Source organism: Streptomyces sp. WAC03905, assembly GCF_057371075.1.
This window is the reverse complement of sequence record NZ_JBXYDZ010000003.1, coordinates 1,068,188-1,085,447: the sequence shown is the minus strand read 5'-3', so window position 1 is coordinate 1,085,447 and position 17,260 is coordinate 1,068,188. Positions and strand designations below refer to the sequence as shown.

At 72.0% G+C, this 17,260-nt stretch carries 12 protein-coding genes and 4 riboswitches; of the genes, 10 read left to right on the top strand and 2 right to left on the bottom strand.

Features of this window, described 5'->3' with window-relative positions; all coding sequences use genetic code 11:
• Positions 1-56: 56 nt before the first annotated feature.
• A riboswitch (cobalamin riboswitch) is annotated at positions 57-227 on the bottom strand.
• A gap of 62 nt (positions 228-289) precedes the next feature.
• Entirely contained in the window at positions 290-1,204 is a 915-nt protein-coding gene (locus AC2RP6_RS07865; RefSeq protein WP_366449251.1) for a cobalamin-binding protein, read from the top strand.
• Between the two features lie 9 nt (positions 1,205-1,213).
• Here the strand turns inward: AC2RP6_RS07865 and AC2RP6_RS07860 are convergent, their stop codons facing one another.
• A complete protein-coding gene (locus tag AC2RP6_RS07860; protein WP_366449250.1) occupies positions 1,214-2,617 on the bottom strand; it encodes a short-chain fatty acyl-CoA regulator family protein in 1,404 nt (467 codons plus the stop codon).
• 384 nt (positions 2,618-3,001) lie between these two features.
• Between AC2RP6_RS07860 and aceA the strand changes: the two genes are divergently transcribed.
• The 4 genes from aceA to AC2RP6_RS07840 all read left to right on the top strand — a co-directional run bounded on the left by aceA (position 3,002) and on the right by AC2RP6_RS07840 (position 7,864).
• Positions 3,002-4,288, top strand: coding sequence for an isocitrate lyase (aceA, locus tag AC2RP6_RS07855; protein WP_366449249.1), 1,287 nt, complete (start codon positions 3,002-3,004; stop codon positions 4,286-4,288).
• 114 nt (positions 4,289-4,402) lie between these two features.
• Positions 4,403-5,995, top strand: coding sequence for a malate synthase A (gene aceB, locus AC2RP6_RS07850; RefSeq protein WP_486445532.1), 1,593 nt, complete (start codon positions 4,403-4,405; stop codon positions 5,993-5,995).
• On the top strand, positions 5,992-6,864 hold the full coding sequence (locus AC2RP6_RS07845; protein ID WP_366449247.1) for a 3-hydroxybutyryl-CoA dehydrogenase: 873 nt from the start codon (positions 5,992-5,994) through the stop codon (positions 6,862-6,864). Before aceB ends, AC2RP6_RS07845 begins: the two co-directional genes overlap by 4 nt.
• A gap of 226 nt (positions 6,865-7,090) precedes the next feature.
• Positions 7,091-7,232, top strand: a riboswitch (cobalamin riboswitch).
• A 137-nt stretch (positions 7,233-7,369) separates the two neighbouring features.
• Complete coding sequence (locus AC2RP6_RS07840) at positions 7,370-7,864, top strand: DUF4430 domain-containing protein (RefSeq protein WP_366449246.1); 495 nt, start codon at positions 7,370-7,372, stop codon at positions 7,862-7,864.
• A 62-nt stretch (positions 7,865-7,926) separates the two neighbouring features.
• On the opposite strand, the gene AC2RP6_RS07835 is transcribed toward AC2RP6_RS07840, so the two are convergent.
• Positions 7,927-9,339, bottom strand: a complete 1,413-nt coding sequence (locus AC2RP6_RS07835) for a prenyltransferase/squalene oxidase repeat-containing protein (RefSeq protein WP_486445531.1) — start codon at positions 9,337-9,339, stop codon at positions 7,927-7,929.
• Between the two features lie 109 nt (positions 9,340-9,448).
• Positions 9,449-9,587: riboswitch (cobalamin riboswitch) on the bottom strand.
• Positions 9,588-9,634: 47 nt separating this feature from the next.
• Positions 9,635-9,766: riboswitch (cobalamin riboswitch) on the top strand.
• Between the two features lie 128 nt (positions 9,767-9,894).
• Between AC2RP6_RS07835 and AC2RP6_RS07830 the strand changes: the two genes are divergently transcribed.
• From AC2RP6_RS07830 to AC2RP6_RS07810, 5 genes are read left to right on the top strand one after another with little or no spacing between them, the layout of a single operon-like run.
• Positions 9,895-12,675, top strand: a complete 2,781-nt coding sequence (locus AC2RP6_RS07830) for a prenyltransferase/squalene oxidase repeat-containing protein (protein ID WP_486445530.1) — start codon at positions 9,895-9,897, stop codon at positions 12,673-12,675.
• Positions 12,672-13,604, top strand: coding sequence for a hypothetical protein (locus AC2RP6_RS07825; protein ID WP_366449244.1), 933 nt, complete (start codon positions 12,672-12,674; stop codon positions 13,602-13,604). Before AC2RP6_RS07830 ends, AC2RP6_RS07825 begins: the two co-directional genes overlap by 4 nt.
• 5 nt (positions 13,605-13,609) lie before the next feature.
• Positions 13,610-14,785 carry an energy-coupling factor transporter transmembrane component T gene (locus AC2RP6_RS07820; protein WP_486445529.1) on the top strand — a complete coding sequence of 392 codons (1,176 nt, stop codon included), beginning with the start codon at positions 13,610-13,612 and terminating at the stop codon, positions 14,783-14,785.
• Entirely contained in the window at positions 14,782-16,437 is a 1,656-nt protein-coding gene (locus AC2RP6_RS07815) for an ABC transporter ATP-binding protein (protein ID WP_366449242.1), read from the top strand. The genes AC2RP6_RS07820 and AC2RP6_RS07815 overlap by 4 nt, the downstream gene beginning before the upstream one ends.
• Entirely contained in the window at positions 16,434-17,258 is an 825-nt protein-coding gene (locus AC2RP6_RS07810) for an ECF transporter S component (protein ID WP_366449241.1), read from the top strand. Before AC2RP6_RS07815 ends, AC2RP6_RS07810 begins: the two co-directional genes overlap by 4 nt.
• Positions 17,259-17,260 lie beyond the last annotated feature (2 nt).

The following is a 17,260-nucleotide window of genomic DNA, read 5'->3' as shown; positions in this document are numbered from 1 at the left end:
CCAGGGTCGTGGGTACAAACCGGTGCCATGCGTGTCTGCTCCATCCTCGTGGACAAACGCGGGAACAATCCGCGGCCGGTATCCTGACTCCCGGATCCCCGCGCGCCGCCCGCCTTCCCGACAGACTTCGTCAGTGGCGTGTGGATGGCAGCACACTCCCCGGTCACAGTGGCGGGACCGTGCCGGATTCACACCGGCTTCCCTGCACCGCGGACCTTGTGCCAGGAACATATAGTTGGACGTCCTAGTAAGTCCAGACTCACCGCTCGGGCGGGCCTAGAGTCGCCGTATGCGCATCGTCTCCCTGCTCCCGGCGGCCACCGACATCGTGGCGGACCTCGGACTCGTCTCCGACCTGGTCGGACGCACCCACGAATGCGACTGGCCGCCCGCAGCGGTCGCCTCCGTACCCGTCGTGACCCGGGCCGAATTCGACGCGGACGTGCTCACCAGCCGGGAGATCTCCACCGCGGTGGGCGGCGCGGCACACAGTGGATCCTCGCTCTACACCCTGGACACGGAGGCGCTCGCCGCCCTCGCACCGGACGTCCTGCTCACCCAGGACCTCTGCCAGGTCTGCGCGGTGTCCTACGAGGCGGTCTCCCACGCGGTGCGCGTCATGGACGCCGGCCCCCGGGTGCTGAGCCTGGAGCCGCGGACGTTGGACGACGTACTGGACTGCCTGGTCACGGTGGGCGAGCTGCTGGGGGTGGGGGAGGCTGCCGAGCGGCGACGCACGGAGTTGCGTGGCCGCCTGGCCGAGGTCCGGCGCCGCACGGCGGGGCGAGCGCGGCCCCGGGTCGTCGCCATCGAGTGGCTCGACCCGCTCTGGCCCGCCGGCCACTGGGTACCGGAGCAGATCGCCGCGGCCGGCGGCGAAGCGCTCCTGGCCGAGCCCGGTGAGCACACCAAGCCGATGACGTGGGAGGCGGTACGCGAGGCCCGCCCGGACGTGATCCTCGTGCTCCCGTGCGGTTTCCCGCCCGAGCGGACCATGACGGAGCTCGACCTGCTCACCGCCCAGCCGGGCTGGCACGAACTGCCCGCCGTGGCGGCCGGCGAGGTGTGGGTCCTGGACGGACCTGCGTACTTCAACCGGCCGGGCCCCCGCGTGGTCCGCGGCGCCGAGGTGCTCGCCCACGTGCTCCACGGCGTACGGGCGGGGGACCCGGTGACCGAGGCGGAGGCTCGGCGGCTGCGGTGAGCCGGATCCTCAGCCCCGGTCCCGGGCGACGGGGTAGGGGATGAACGTGCTGCTGTTCTCGTCAACGGTGAGTGTCCGGCCGAGGGGCGGGACGGCGCGCTGGGGGCAGTCGAGGCGTTCGCAGAGCCGGCATCCCATGCCGATGGGGGTGGCGGCGGAGGCGTTGTCCAGGTCGAGGCCGTCGGAGTAGACGAGCCGGGACGCATGCCGGATCTCGCAGCCAAGCCCGATGGCGAAGGTCTTGCCGGGCTCGCCCCAGCCGCCGCGGTGCCGGGTGACGGCCCGGGCGGTCCACAGGTAACGCTGGCCGTCGGGCATGGCGGCGACCTGGACGTGGATCCGGCTGGGCGCGGCGAAGGCCTCGTACACGTTCCACAGCGGACAGGTGCCGCCCGCGCGGGAGAAGTGGAACCCGGTCGCCGACTGCCTCTTGGACATGTTCCCGGCCCGGTCGACCCGCACGAAGGAGAACGGCACCCCGCGCAGCCTGGGACGTTGCAGGGTGCTCAGGCGGTGGCAGACGGTCTCGTAGCCGAGGCCGAAGTGGTCGGTGAGGCGTTCGATGTCGTAGCGGAACTCTTCGGCGGCCGTGTGGAAGGCGCGGTACGGGAGGATCAGTGCGGCGGCGAAGTAGTTGGCGATGCCGATGCGGGCCAGGCTGTGGGCGGGGGAGCCCGGATCGAAGTCCTCGGCGGCCAGCCGGTCCAGCTCGTCCCCGTGTTCCAGGAGCGCCAGCTGGGTGGCTATGCGGAACGCCTGCTGGCCGGGGCGGAGCCGACCGGACAGGTGCAGGACCCGCGTTCCGGCATCGAAGTGGTGCAGGCGGTCGGAGTCCGAGGTGAGCCGGATCCCGTGGTGGTCGGCCAGGCGCTTCGACAGCAGCCGGACGACCTCTCCCGGGCGGATGCCCATCTCCCGGGCGAGGCCCTCGGCGGCGACGTCGGTGTCGTGGAGGTAGTTCTGGCGGCGGTAGAAGAACTCGCGGATCTCCTCGTGCGGTGAACGCGGCGCGGCCGGTCCACCGTCCCGGCCGTCGGCGGTGTCGGCCAGCCGCTCGGCCAGGAGTTGGCTGCGCCGACCGAGGTCCAGCAGGACGGAGGCCACCGCCGGCATCCGGGTCGCGAGCTCGGCGAGGTCCGAAGAAGAGACGCGGGCCCCGGCGATCTCGCCCGCCAGTGCCTCGCGCAGATCGGCCACCAGCCGGCTGGTGTCGCGTTCGGAGAAGAAGCCGGGGTCCACGCCGAACGCCTCGGTCAGCCGCAGCAGGACAGGCACGGTCAATGGCCGGGAGTCGTGCTCCATCTGGTTCAGGTAGCTGGGGGAGATGGCCAGGACCCGGGCCAGCTCGGCCTGGCTCATCCGGCGCTCCTCGCGCAGCCGCCGCAGCCGCGCTCCCGCGTACGTCTTGCTCACCTGGGCTCCTTCAGCCGCTCCCGCCAGGGCTTCAGCGTACGCACGATCCTGCCCACGCCAACCTTTGCAAGCTTGGCAATTCGGCCGCAGAAGATTCGCAGAAGTTGGCAGATGTGCGGCATTGATGGCACTGCGTGCCGCTGTCAGAGTCTGTCGTGCGGCCCGCCGGACCCCCGGCGGCCGGGCCGACTGGACGGAGCCCGACTCGCGCCCTGACGTCGGAGATTCCGGCCGTCCGCCCCGGCTGACCTGCAGCATTGCCCAGCTCCTCCCCAGGTGGGGGCCGGCGGCCGCAAACCCAAGAACACGGCACACAGTGCCAATCTCTCGTCGCGACGGACGCGGCATTGGCAGACCAAGCGATTCATGGAGACGGTGACGGTCATGGCAGACACGAACACGACGGCGGCGGCCGAGCAGCTGAAGCAGCGGTGGGCGACGGACCCGCGCTGGGCGGGCATCGAGCGGACCTACACCGCCGAGGACGTCGTCAGGCTCTCCGGCAGCGTCCGCGAGGAGCACACCCTCGCCCGCCGAGGCGCCGAACGGCTGTGGCGGCAGCTCCACGACCTCGACTACGTCCACGCCCTGGGCGCGCTCACCGGCGGACAGGCCGTCCAGCAGGTCCGCGCCGGCCTTCAGGCGATCTACCTCTCCGGCTGGCAGGTCGCCGCCGACGCCAACCAGGCTGGACACACCTACCCCGACCAGTCCCTCTACCCGGTCAACTCAGTCCCCCAGGTGGTCCGTCGGATCAACAACGCGCTGCTCCGGGCGGATCAGATCGCCACCGCCGAAGGCGGCTCGGACACGACGGACTGGCTGGCGCCGATCGTCGCCGACGCGGAGGCCGGCTTCGGCGGCCCGCTGAACGCCTTCGAGCTCACCAAGGCGATGATCGCGGCCGGTGCAGCGGGCATCCACTACGAGGACCAGTTGGCCTCGGAGAAGAAGTGCGGCCACCTCGGCGGCAAGGTCCTCGTCCCCACGTCCCAGCACATCCGCACCCTCAACGCCGCACGTCTGGCCGCTGACATCGCGGACACCCCGACCCTGATCATCGCCCGCACCGACGCCCTCGCCGCGAACCTGCTGACCAGCGACGTCGACGACCGCGACGCGCAGTTCTGCACCGGCGAGCGCACCGCGGAGGGCTTCTACCGGGTGCAGAACGGTATGGCCCCCGTCATCGCACGCGGCCTCGCCTACGCCCCGTACGCCGACCTCATCTGGGTCGAGACCGGCACCCCGGACCTCGCCCAGGCCCGCGAGTTCGCCGAGGCGATCCACGCCCGGCACCCGGACCAGATGCTCGCCTACAACTGCTCGCCGTCCTTCAACTGGAAGGCCGCGCTGGACGACGACCAGATCGCCAAGTTCCAGCGGGAGCTCGGCGCGATGGGCTACAAGTTCCAGTTCATCACCCTGGCCGGCTTCCACTCCCTGAACCACGGCATGTTCGACCTCGCCCGCGGGTACGCCGAACACGGCATGACCGCCTACGTCGACCTGCAGGAGCGCGAGTTCGCCGCCCAGCAGCACGGCTTCACCGCCGTCAAGCACCAGCGCGAGGTCGGCACGGGCTACTTCGACCTGGTCTCCACCGCCGTCAACCCGGCCTCCTCCACCACCGCCCTCGCCGGCTCCACGGAGGTAGAGCAGTTCCACTAGGACGCTCTGCCCCCTCCCGGCCCGGCCGTGGCCGGAGGCCCGTGTTCAGCGGGAGCCGGAGGACCGTCTCCGTCCGGCTCCCGCCCCACCCTCGTCGCCTCGTCAGGAGACCGCATGACCACCACCGCCACCACGCACCAGGTCCGCGTCCTTGCGGCACCCGGCGACCGCCACGACGAGATCCTCACCCCGGAGGCGCTCGACTTCATCGGCCGCCTCGACGCGGCCTTCGCCCACCGCCGCGCCGACATCCTCAAAGAGCGGCTCCGCCGCAAGGACCGCCTCATCTCAGGCTCCCCGCTGGACTTCTCCATCGCCACCGCCGCCGTCCGCGCCGACCCCCACTGGCGCGTGGCCCCACCGGCCCCGGGCCTGGAGGACCGCAGGGTGGAGATCACCGGCCCGCCGGACCGCCGGATGACGGTCAACGCGCTCAACTCCGGTGCCAAGGTGTGGATGGCCGACTTCGAAGACGCCACCGCCCCCACCTGGAACAACGTCATCGGCGGCCAGCTCAACCTGCTCGACGCGATCGAGCGCCGCATCGACTTCACCACGCCCGAGGGCAAGGAGTACCGCCTCGGCGAGGACCTGGCGACCATCGTCGTCCGGCCCCGGGGCTGGCACCTCCTCGAAGAGCACCTGGAGATCGACGGACGGCCCGTCCCCGCGTCGCTCGTGGACTTCGGCCTGTACTTCTTCCACTGCGCGCAGCGTCAGATCGACGCCGGACACGGCCCGTACTTCTACCTCCCCAAGCTGGAGAACGCCGGCGAGGCCCGCCTGTGGAACGACGTCTTCGTCCTCGCCCAGGAACTCCTCGGGATCCCGCGCGGCACCATCCGCGCCACCGTCCTCATCGAGACCATCACCGCGGCCTTCGAGATGGAGGAGATCCTCCACGCCCTGCGCGAGCACAGTGCCGGCCTCAACGCCGGCCGCTGGGACTACCTGTTCAGCATCATCAAGACCTTCGGCCACCGCACCGACTTCCAGCTCCCCGACCGCGCCCAGATCACGATGACCGCACCCTTCATGCGCGCCTACACCGAACTCCTCGTCCGCACCTGCCACAAGCGCGGCGCGCACGCCATCGGAGGCATGGCCGCCCACGTGCCGGCCAAGGACCCCGACGCCAACACGGCGGCCCTCGCCAAGGTCCGGCTGGACAAGGAACGCGAGGCCGAGGACGGCTTCGACGGCTCCTGGGTCGCCCACCCGGCGCTCGTCCCCGTCTGCCGCGAGGTCTTCGACGCGGTCCTCGACGGCAGGCCGCACCAGCTCGACCGGTCCCGCGAGGACGTCCACGTCCGAGCCGCCGACCTGCTGTCCGTCCGCCGCATCAGCGCGCCGCCCACGGCAGCAGGGGTCCGGGCCAACCTGGCCGTCTCGCTGCGCTACTTCGAGGCCTGGCTGCGCGGCCAGGGAGCGGTCGCCTTGTACGGCCTCATGGAGGACGCGGCCACCGCCGAGATCGCCCGCGGCCAGCTCTGGCAATGGCTGCGGCACCGCAGGATCGACCGGGACGACCTGCTCGCCGTGCTCGAAGAGGAATGCGACGCGCTCACCGCAGAGCGGCCGTACGCCCTCGTACCGGAGGCCAGGGCCGTACTGGAGCGGGCCGCCCTGGGGCGCGACCTGCCGGCCTTCTTCACCCCCGACACGTACAGCCGTCACCTGGTCCGCCGTGCGGAGGTGCGGTCATGAGCGCCGTTATCCGCCGGGTCGGGGTCGTCGGAGGCGGTCAGATGGGCGCCGGAATCGCCGAAGTCTGTGCCCGCGCCGGACTCGACACCGTCGTCTGCGAGGCCGACGGCACCGCCGCCCGGGCGGCCCGCGAACGCGTCGCCGTCTCCCTCGAGCGCGCCGTCCAGCGGGGCAAGCTCGACCGGATCTCCGCCGAGGACGCCCTCGCCCGCCTCGTCTTCACCGGCAGCCTCGACGACCTCGCCGACCGGCAGCTCGTCATCGAGGCCGTCACCGAGAACGCGGAGGTGAAGACGGAGACGTTCGCAGCCCTGGACAAGATCGTCGAGGATCGCGAGGCAATCCTCGCGACGAACACCTCCTCCTTTCCCGTCATGCGCCTGGGCATGGTCACCGGGCGGGCCGACCGGGTGGTCGGCCTGCACTTCTTCAACCCCGTGCCCGTGCTGCCGCTGGTGGAGGTGGTCTCGTCGCTGCACACCTCCCGGGAGACCGTGGAGACGGTTGAGGCCTTCGCCCGGGAGGCCCTGGGCAAGACGACGATCCGCTCCCAGGACCGGGCCGGATTCGTCGTCAACGCCCTTCTCGTCCCGTACCTGCTGTCGGCGATCCGGATGGCCGAGTCCGGCTTCGCCACCCCGGCCGACGTCGACGCCGGCATGGAGCTCGGCTGCGCACACCCCATGGGCCCGCTGAAGCTGGCCGATCTCATCGGCCTCGACACGGTCGCCGCCATCGCGGAGTCGCTCTACGACGAGTTCAAGGAACCCCTTTACGCCCCGCCGCCGCAGCTGATGCGGATGGTGCAGGCAGGGCTGCTGGGCCGCAAGACAGGCCGGGGGTTCCACACCTACGACCGGGACTGCTGAGGGACCCGGTGCTGCCGCCGGGCTGAGGGGCCCGGCAGCGTGTGGAGGAAGGGGTGCGGCGGAGTGGTGTCCGCCGCACCCCTTCGCCCGCGCGGTCATCGGCCCTCGTGGCTAGCCAAACAGCTCCGGACCTCGGACCGCCCGGACCGTCCTGGGCCCGGTGAGCGGTTCAGTACCCCTTCTGCAAAAGGTACTTGGCCGCGAACGGCGCGCACCGTACGATGCCACTGCCCGGCTGCGGCCGGGCCACAACCGAATGGCTGTGCGATCGGGGGAAGCCGGTGGGAATCCGGCGCTGACCTGCAACCGTGTGTGGCGCGCTGACCTGCGCCGCGAGTCGGGATGCCCGCCGCGCGGCAGCATCCGCTTCCACTGTCACGGTCTGCAGAGCGAAGCCCGGTACCGCCGGAACACCACGTCAGCGCGCTCGTACGCCTGCCGCGGGTGGGACGTCCCGGTCGCGGGAGCCGCATCGGCCGACCGGACCGGTCAGAAAGGCCACTCCATGCGCCTGAGCCCCGCCCGCCACGCCGTCGTCACCACGGCCGCCCTGGGACTCGTCCTCACCGGCCTCACCGCCGTCCCGGCCGTCGCCCACGCCAAGCCGGTCAACACCAACGCCCCGGTCAAGGTCAACCTCACCGTGCAGGGCCCCGACGGGCAGCTGTTCAAGGGGAAGATCACGACCAAGGGTCACGACGTGACCACCGCCACCGGCGGCACCCACAAGTGCGACGGCACCAACGGCGGCGCCAACCCGAGCAAGGTCCCCACCCCGACCGCCGCCCTGGACGACGCCGCCCGCCTTAACTACTTCGCCTGGGACGGCACCTGGTACGCCTCGTTCGACGACTTCTCCGTCGACACCATCAAGGGTGTCAGCGGGGGCGGCTCGGCCTACTGGAACATATCCGTCAACGGCACGCCCACCCCGGTCGGCGGCTGCCAGTTCAAGCTGAACGCGGGCGACCAGGTGTCGTTCGTCTGGACCTCCTTCTGATCCGAGCAGGTGCCGCACCACGGGCGGGGGAGCAGGACGCGTACCCCCGCCCGTCGCACGTCTCAGGCGCCCCAGCGCAGCGCGATGGTGTCGCCCACGTTGATCACCTTGTTGCGGGCGGCTCCGGCGAAGGCGGAGCCGTCCACGCTCACCTTCCAGGTGTTGGAGCCGCTGTTGGCCTTGCCGTTGACGGCAGTGATGGTGCCGGTGCCGGAGGACGGCGTCACGCTGGTGACACAGCCGGCCGGGGTGGCCGCCGTGGTCGCCGCGTTCAGGACGTCGCCGAGGGTGGTGGTCGTGCCGGTCGGGGTGAAGGAGACCGAGCAGACCTTCAGGCCGCCGGCGCCGTCGTCCACGGTGAGCGCCAGCTTGGTGGCGGTCCCCGAGGTGAACGTCGACTGGGCCACCCACTGTGGGGCGCCCGGGGTGACCGGGACGGGCGGGGTGGAGGTGAAGCCGCCGCCGGCGACCGCGCGCAACGAGTCGATCGAGGCGTAGGCGGTGGGGCTGGTGTCGGCCGGCTTGTACTTGAAGCCGCCGCCGGGGTTGTACTGGTTGGCGATGAGGAAGTCGATCGGGGTCTTGCCGGCGGTGGTGAGGAAATCCCCGGTCTGGGGGTTGATGCCGCAGGCGTTGAGCCCGGCGACGGCCCAGCCGTTGGAGCTGGTGTTGACGCCGTACATCGAGTTGAAGGCGCCCGAGGTGGTGACGAGCTTGCTCTTGAGGAAGTTCTTCGCCTGGACGACGTCGGTGTCGGTGCCCGGGACGCCCGAGGCGCACAGGGCGGCCATGGCGGCGCCGGTCATGTCGATGTCGCCGGCGGTGGCCAGAGCGGTCGGGTTGCCCTCGGCCTTGCTGTACTGCCAGCCGCCGTCGTTGTGCTGGTTCGCGCGGATGCGTGCGACGAGGGAGTTGGTGAGGGCCTGCGGTATGCGGGCGCTGCCCGTCTGGGTCTTGGCGCCGCCGAGGGCGAGGGCGGCGAAGACGGTGCCGTTGAAGTTGGCGGAGGGGCCGAAGTAGCCGGGCTCGGGGGTCTGCCAGTAGGAGTAGATGTTCGCGATCAGGTTGCGGGAGGCGGAGACCCGGGCCGGGTCGATACCGGCCGCGTACGCGTTCAGGGTGCCGCGCTCATAGTCGGTGACGACCGGGGAGGCCGAGGGCCAGCCGGACGTGGACAGCAGGTTCCGGTAGACGGTCCGGGCGTTCTTCGTGGTGTCCCCGCCCGGCGCGACGTCGACGACCGCGGTACCCGCGGCGGCGAAGGCGCTGAAGGCCCACTCGTTGGACAATCCAGAGCCGGCGTAGGAACCATCGGCGGCCTGAAGGGACTTGAGGTACGCCACACCGTTCGTCTTCGACGTGGCGATCTGGGCGGGCGTCGACGTGGCCGCGGCGGGCACCACGGCGAGGGCGAACGCGCCGACTGCGGCAGGGACCGCAATCGCGAGGCGGCGGGGGGTGAGGGAACGGTTCATGACCTGCTCCTGAGATCGGCGAACGCCGGCCGACCTCGCCCGGGGACCGTGCGCGGACCGCGGCACGACCTGGGGAAGGGGCCGCCGTCCGGGACGCGTGGTACGGCTTCCTGATGCTTCGTCACCGCACGGGCATTCGGGCTCGGCACGGCGTCCGCCGTGCCACACCGCTGCGCGTCAGCCCCGGATTCTCACCGAGTTCCCCCATGTGGCGCCCAGGACGCTACCCCAGTGATCAAGGGTCCGCCAGCATGGCGCCAAGTGCCCTGCCCCGGCAGCCGGATGAGACGCATCCCACCTTGACGGTGCACTCGGGGCCGTGTTCCATGGCGGCTGACAAGTACTCAGCCCCAGGGGAAGCCGGTCGAATTCCGGCGCTGACCCGCAACCGTAGGCCCGGCGATCGTCCCGGGCGAGCCGGATTGCCTGTGGCCGTGTCATGAACGAAGAGCGCCGTCGCGGACTACGGCGTGGTCGTCAACGCCCCTGCGGACATCGCGCACGGGGCGTCTCGCCACGTACCCCGTCCGTCCGGCCTGGACGAGGGGGCTGCGGGTGGACACCGAACAGTGGGCAGGCCAGCACACGAGCGCCAGACATCGGCTGCTGTCCATCACGGCGGCGATGCTGCTCGTCTGCGGTGTGACCGTCGCCTTCCTCGCGCCGTCCACGACGGCGACGGCCGACCCGGTCAAGGACTGCACGGCCACGGTCGGCGCGGTCGTGGCCGTCGACTTCGGCCCGTTCGGCGGCAAGGTCGAACGCGGCTGCGACACGACCCCGACCACCGGCTACGACCTGCTCCACGAAGCCGGATTCACCACCACCGGCACCGTCCACGACGGCCCCGCCTTCATCTGCCGGATCGGCTACGGCTCCTTCAACTCCGGTACGCAGTACCCGACGCCGGACAAGGAGCCCTGCCAGCTCACCCCGCAGGCCTCTGCCTACTGGTCCTACTGGACGGCCTCGCCCGGGCAGGCGAACTGGACGTACAGCCCGCTCGGCGCGATGGCCCGTACCCCCAAGCCGGGTGACGTGGACGCGTGGGTCTTCGGCGGCACGGACGTCGGCGGCAGCACCGGCAAGCCCACCTTCTCCCCGGACGACGTCCGCGCCGGCGGCGGGGCCTCGCCCAAGCCCACCGACACGAGCGGGCCCGTCGTCCCGCCCGGCGCGGTCGACCTCCCCGCGGCCACCCGCTGGCTCACCGCACAGCTCAAGGACGGCGAACGCGTCGTTGACGAGGGCTCCGAAACCCCCAACTACACCCTGACCGCCGAGACCGCCCTCGCCCTGGCCGCCGCCGACCCGAAGAGCCCGGCGGCCGCGAAGGTAGCCGCCTTCCTGGCCCGGCCCGAGCACACCGAGGCGTACGCCTACCCGTCCGGCAAGGACCGGGCGCCGGAAGCGGCGGCCGCGGCCCGGCTCGCCCTCGTGGCCGAGGCGACGGGCGGCAACCCCCGCGCCGTCGGCGGCCACGACCTGCTCGGCGACCTCGTGAAGGACGTATGCACCAGCGGATCGGACGCCCCCACGCCCGTACCCGGCTGCACCGTCAGGGGTGACTTTCCCACCACCTCCGGCCAGGCCGAGGGGCAGGCCCTGGCCGTGATCGCCCTGCTCGGGGGCGGCGTCCGCCCGCCCGCCGACGCAGTGGCCCGCCTGACCGACATGCAGTGCCAGGACGGTGGCTTCACCAGCATGCTGATCCGCCGCGGCGACGGCTGCGACAGCGAGCCCGGAGCCACCGGCCTCGCCGCCCTCGCCCTCCAACGGGCCGGCGGCCACGAGGCGGAGGTGGCCAAGGCCCGCGACTTCCTGAAGAAGGCCCAGCTCGCGGACGGTGGCCTGCCCGCCGCCGCGTACGGCACGGTGGGCAGCGCGTACGCCACCGGCTTCGCAGCCCAGGCCCTGCGCCACCTGGGCGAGACAGACCGGGCGGACGCGGCCGTCTCCTGGCTGTCCAAGCAGCAACTGCCCAGCGGCGCTTTCGCCTTCGAGGCCGGCGGCACCGACCCGCTGCTGTTCGCCACCGTCCCCGCCGTCATCGCCGGGGCCAAGAGCGACCTGGTCACCCTGACCACCAAGAAGCCCGAGCCCTCGCCCTCCCCGACCGGTCCCACCACCGGGCCGACGCCCCGTCCCGAGGGCGGACCGGACCTCAAGAAGGGCTCGGCCTACCTCACCGACCCCACCCGGCTCATCCAGGGCCACTACTACGAGAGCACCGCCGGCACCGGCTTCGCCGACTACGGCCTGACCATCGACGGTGCGTACGCCCTGGCCGCCACCGGCGCCGACAACGCGGCCCTGCGCGGCATCGTCGACTTCCTCGATCACGGCGGCAAGGACGGCACCGGCCGCACCCTCGCCTCCTGGACGAACATTGGCACCAAGTACGCGGGCGGCGGCTCCCTCGGCAAGGCGGCCCTGCTCGCCGAGGCCGTCGGCCGCGACCCCCGCCACTTCGGCGGCCAGGACCTGATCACCGCCCTCGCCAAGGCCGTCTGCCCGGCCAAGACCCCGGCGCCCGACCGCTCCTGCGCCGACAAGGGTGCCTACACCAACGCCACCTCCGTCTTCTCCCAGTCCCTGGGCGTCATCGCCCAGGTCCGGGCGGGGGAGAGCACCGCCGCGGCCGAGCCCATCGCCTACCTGAAGACCCTCCAGAAGCCGTCGGGCGCCTGGGTCAGCCTCATCGGCGAGCCGAGCGGGGAGGAGGTGGACTCCACCGCCATCGCCGCGATGGCCCTCGACCTCCTGCCCGACCAGCAGTCCCAGGCGGCCGTCGACAAGGCCCTCGCCTGGCTCGCAGCCCAGCAGAAGCCCGACGGCGGCTTCCCCGGAGCCTCCGGCAACTCGGTCAACTCCGCCGCACTGGCCGTCCAGGCCCTCTCCCTCGACGGCACCACGTACAAGACGCAGATCACCAAGGCCCTGGCCTTCCTCACCTCCCAGCAGAACGGCGACGGCGGCTTCAACATCGCCAAGGACGCCCAGCCCGGCTCCGACCTGCGCGCCTCCACCCAGGCCGTCGGCGGCGCCACCGGCATCTCCTTCGGCACCCTCACCCGCAGCCTCGCCGGCACCACCCCGCAGCCCACCCCCACCGGGTCGGCCCAGCCCTCCGGCACGCCCACCACCCCGAAGATCGTCACCCCCGGCGAGAACGGCGGCGGATCCGGCGGCAGCGGAGGAGGGGGCGGCGGGCTCGCCCACACCGGTACACAGGTGATCGGCATCGGCGCCGCGGCCGCACTCCTCACGCTGCTCGGCTACGGCTTCGTACGCGCTGCCCGTACCCGCCGCACGGCGAAGGGGGCCCACCAGTGACCAGCCGGTTCGTACGCGCTGTCGGCAACCTCGCGGCGGTAGTCGGGTTGACCCTGGCCTCCCTGACCGCCACCACTTCGCCGGCCGCAGCCGCCCCGCAGCCCATCGGCCAGTGCACCACCTCGGCGGGCGTCGTCCTCGCGGTCGACTTCAGCCACTGGGGCGGACCCGTCTACCGCTCCTGTGGTACGACGCCCACCACCGGCTACGAGCTTCTCAACCAGGGCGGCTGGGCCACCACCGGCACCGGCCACGACGGCCCCGCCTTCATCTGCCGCATCGGCTACAGCGGCCACCAGGGCGGCAAGCAGTTCCCGACACCGGCGCAGGACGACTGTGTCCTCACACCGCCGGCCTCGGCGTACTGGTCGTACTGGCATGCCGATCCCGGGCAGAACACCTGGACCTACAGCCAGCTCGGCGCCATGCTCTACAGGCCCAAGCCGGGCAGCGTGGACCTGTGGATCTTCGGCGGCACCAACATCGAGGGAACGGAGGGCAAGCCCACCGTCACCCCCGACCAGCTGCGTGCCCACAACAGCAAGCCCACCGGCGGCAGCGAGCCCCAGCCCAAGGACACCCGGACCGCCGCGCCGGTCCCGCCCGGCACGAACACCGGGCCGAAGCCTGAGCAGCCGGCTTCGCCGCCCCAGCAGTCCACGACCCCTTCACCGACGATCCCCGCACCCAGCTCCAGCCCCACCGCTTCGGCCACCCCGTCAGCCAGTACCTCCGCGTCCTCCCCTCCGCCCAGCGCCGCTGCTGCGGCAGCGCCGAGCGAGGGCCCCAAGGTCGTCGACGCGGCCCCCGCCGCGGACGCCGAACACGACGCCGGCTCGTACCTGCCCGCCGTCGCCACCGGCGCCCTGGTCCTGCTGATCGGCGGGGGCGCCGCCTACGCGGCCAAGCGCCGCCGCCGTACCGAGTAGCCCGCATGGCACGCACGATCCCGTCGGCGGCGGCCTCGCCGCCCAAGCCCGGCCCCGCGCCGGACAAGGGCGGCCACCGCCTGCCCCGCACCCTGCACCCGGTGGCCTGGTGGATCTGGGCGCTCGCCCTGGCCACCGCCGTAAGCCGGACCAACAACCCGCTCCTGCTGTTCCTGGTCCTGGCCGTCCTCGGCTACGTCATCACCATGCGCCGCACCGAAGCCCCCTGGGCTAGAGGCTTCAAGTACTACCTCTACCTGGCGCTGACCGTCGTCACGATCCGCGTCGCCTTCCGGGCCGTCTTCGCCACCGGCATCACCCCGCACGACCACTTCCTCTTCTCCCTCCCGCACATCCCCACCCCCGACTGGTACGCAGGCATCCAGCTCGGCGGCCCGGTGTCGCTCGAGGCGCTGCTCTCCGCCGCGACCGACGGCCTGCGCCTGGCCTGCATGCTCTGCTGCATCGGCGCCGCCAACACCCTCGCCAACCCCAAACGGGCCCTGCGCGTCCTGCCCGGGGCCCTGTATGAACTCGGCGTCGCCGTCACCGTGTCGATCAGCGTCGCCCCCCAGCTCGTCCAGAGCGTCCAGCGCATCCACCGCGCCCGGCGGCTGCGGGCCGGCCGCACCAAGGGCCTGCGGGCGCTGCGCGGGATCGTCGTCCCCGTCCTGGAAGACGCACTCGAACGATCCCTGCGGCTCGCCGCCGCCATGGACTCGCGCGGCTACGGTCGGGCCGGCACCGCCACCCGCCGCTCCCGCCGGATCACCGGCGTGCTGATGCTGCTGGGCATGTGCGGGATGTGCGCCGGAGCGTATGGCCTCCTGGACGCCACGGCCCCGAAACTGCTGGGGCTGCCCGCCATGGCCGTCGGGGCGCTGCTCTGCGTGGCCGGACTGCGCCTCGGCGGCCGGCGCATCACGCGCACCACCTACCGGCCCGACCCCTGGCTCTTCTCCGAGTGGGCGGTCGCCGGCTGCGGCGTCCTCTCCGCCGTCCTGCTCTTCAGCCACGCCGGGTTTGACGCGGCCGAACTGAACCCGTCGATCTACCCGCTCAGCTGGCCCACGCTCCCGCTCGTCCCCGCCGCCGCCATCCTCCTCGCGGGCGCCGCCAGCTTCCTGGCACCCCGCCCCGCAGCCCCCGTCCCCGTACCGCGCACCGAGGCAGCCACGTGATCACCTTCGACCAGGTCTCCGTCCAGTACGACGACACCGAAGAACCCGTGATCAGGGACGTGGACCTGACCGTCGAGGAAGGCGAACTCTGCCTCGTCGTCGGCCACACCGGCGTCGGCAAGTCCACCCTCCTCGGCGCCGTCAACGGCCTCGTCCCCCACTTCACCGGCGGCACCCTGTACGGCCGCGTCCTCGTTGACGGCCGCAACACCGCCGACCACCCGCCCCGCGAACTCGCCGACGTCGTGGGCGTCGTCGGCCAGGACCCCCTCGACGGCTTCGTCACCGACACCGTCGAAGAGGAACTCGCCTACACCATGGAGCAGCTGGCGGTACCAGCCGCCACCATGCGCAAACGCGTCGAGGAGACCCTCGACCTCCTCGGCCTGGCCGACCTGCGCCACCGCGCCCTCCACGAACTCTCCGGCGGACAGCAGCAGCGAGTCGCCATCGGCTCCGTCCTCACCGCGCATCCCCGGATCCTCGTCCTGGACGAACCCACCTCCGCCCTTGACCCGACCGCCGCCGAGGAGGTCCTGGCCGCCGTCACCCGCCTCGTCCACGACCTCGGCGTCACCGTCCTCCTCGCCGAACACCGCCTGGAGCGCGTCGTCCAGTACGCCGACCGCGTCATCCACCTGCCCGGCGACGGCCGCGTCGTCTCGGGCCCGCCCGCGGAGGTCTTCCGTACGACGTCCATCGCGCCGCCGATCGTGGAACTGGGCCGTGCCGCGGGCTGGGACCCGCTGCCCCTGTCGATCCGCGACGCCCGCCGCGCCGCCGCGCCCGTACGTACCCGGCTGGCCGGCACGGTCCCCGGTCCGGCCCGCCCCCTGACCGCGTCGGACCGGAGCACTCTCCTGACCGCCCGCCGCGTGACCGTGACCTACCACGGCGTACCGGCCGTCCGTGAGGTGGACCTGACCCTGCACGGCGGTGAGGTGACCGCGCTCATGGGCCGCAACGGCTCCGGCAAGTCCTCCCTTCTGTGGGCCCTCCAGGGGTCGGGCCCCCGCACCGCGGGCTCGGTGGGCATACCATCCGGCCCGGGGAAGCCGGCCGATCCTCGCAAGCTTCCTGCTGCCGAGGCCCGCAAGCTCGTGGGTCTGGTTCCGCAAACCCCCACGGACCTGCTGTACCTGGAGACGGTGAAGCAGGAACTCGAGCAGGCCGACGCCGAGTCGGGAGTGACTGCGAACGGAACCCCGGCCCGCGCGTTCCTGGATCGCCTGGCGCCCGGCATACCCGACACCACCCATCCGCGCGACCTCTCCGAGGGACAAAAGCTCGCCCTGGTCCTCGCCGTCCAACTGGCCGCGGCACCGGAGGTCCTGCTCCTCGACGAGCCGACCCGCGGACTGGACTACCGGGCCAAGGAGCAGTTGATCCGGATCGTCGATGACCTGGCCGCCGAAGGCCGGGCCGTCGTCATCTCCACCCACGACGTCGAATTCGTCGCCCGAGCCGCCGACCGCGTCGTGGTCATGGCCGACGGGGACATCGTGGCCGACGGTCCGACCACCGAAGTTATCGTCGCCTCACCGGTCTTCGCCCCGCAGACCGCGAAGATCCTCGCACCGCACCCGTACCTCACCGTCGCCCAGGCGGTCGACGCCCTCAGTGACGACGACGGAACGGACACGGCCCCATGACCGCGCTCAGCCCCGCCATCCGCATCGGCCCGCGTGCCGCCCTGGTCATCGCCCTGGCCGCCTTCCTCGGCATCGTGGCCTTCTTCTGGCCGTTCCTCGTCGCCCCCGGAAAGTTCGGCTCGAACTACGCCCCGCCGCTGATCTTCGGCGTGCTGCTGGTGATCGTCCTCTCCGTCGTCATCTCGGAGATCGCCGAGGGCGGCATCAACTCCAAGGCCCTCGCCATGCTCGGCGTGCTGTCCGCCGTCAATGCGGCCATCCGCCCCCTGGGCGCGGGCACCGCGGGCATCGAGACTGTCTTCTTCATCCTCGTCCTCGCCGGCCGCGTCTTCGGGCCCGGCTTCGGCTTCACGCTGGGCTGCACCTCGCTCTTCGCCTCCGCGCTGATCACCGGCGGGGTCGGGCCCTGGATGCCGTACCAGATGTTCGGCTGCGCCTTCGTCAGCATGCTCGCGGGCCTCCTGCCCAGGGCCACCGGCCGCCGCGAGGTGCTCATGCTCGCCGCCTACGGCTCGGTCTCCGGGTACCTCTTCGGGTTCCTCCTCAACCTCTCCTTCTGGCCCTTCTCCCTCGACCCCAACAGCTCCATCGCGTACCTGCCCGGTCTGCCCTTCACCGAGCAGTTCCAGCGCTACCTCGCCTTCGACCTCGCGACCTCCCTCGGCTGGGACACCGGCCGGGCCGTCACCAACCTCATCTGCATCTGCCTGGCCGGCCCGGCCGTCCTGACCGTCTTCCGCCGAGCCGCCCGCAAGGCCCGCTTCCAGGCCCCGGTCCGCTTCAGCCGCTCGCCCGAGCGCACGGACGCGGCCGGGGCCTGACA

Bases quoted from the DNA above. Each gene is read 5' to 3' on its own strand.
- AC2RP6_RS07865 (WP_366449251.1), top strand. From the start codon at position 290: ATGCGCATCGTCTCCCTGCTCCCGGCGGCCACCGACATCGTGGCGGAC.
- aceA (WP_366449249.1), top strand. From the start codon at position 3,002: ATGGCAGACACGAACACGACGGCGGCGGCCGAGCAGCTGAAGCAGCGG.
- aceB (WP_486445532.1), top strand. From the start codon at position 4,403: ATGACCACCACCGCCACCACGCACCAGGTCCGCGTCCTTGCGGCACCC.
- AC2RP6_RS07845 (WP_366449247.1), top strand. From the start codon at position 5,992: ATGAGCGCCGTTATCCGCCGGGTCGGGGTCGTCGGAGGCGGTCAGATG.
- AC2RP6_RS07840 (WP_366449246.1), top strand. From the start codon at position 7,370: ATGCGCCTGAGCCCCGCCCGCCACGCCGTCGTCACCACGGCCGCCCTG.
- AC2RP6_RS07835 (WP_486445531.1), bottom strand. From the start codon at position 9,339: ATGAACCGTTCCCTCACCCCCCGCCGCCTCGCGATTGCGGTCCCTGCC.
- AC2RP6_RS07820 (WP_486445529.1), top strand. From the start codon at position 13,610: ATGGCACGCACGATCCCGTCGGCGGCGGCCTCGCCGCCCAAGCCCGGC.
- AC2RP6_RS07810 (WP_366449241.1), top strand. From the start codon at position 16,434: ATGACCGCGCTCAGCCCCGCCATCCGCATCGGCCCGCGTGCCGCCCTG.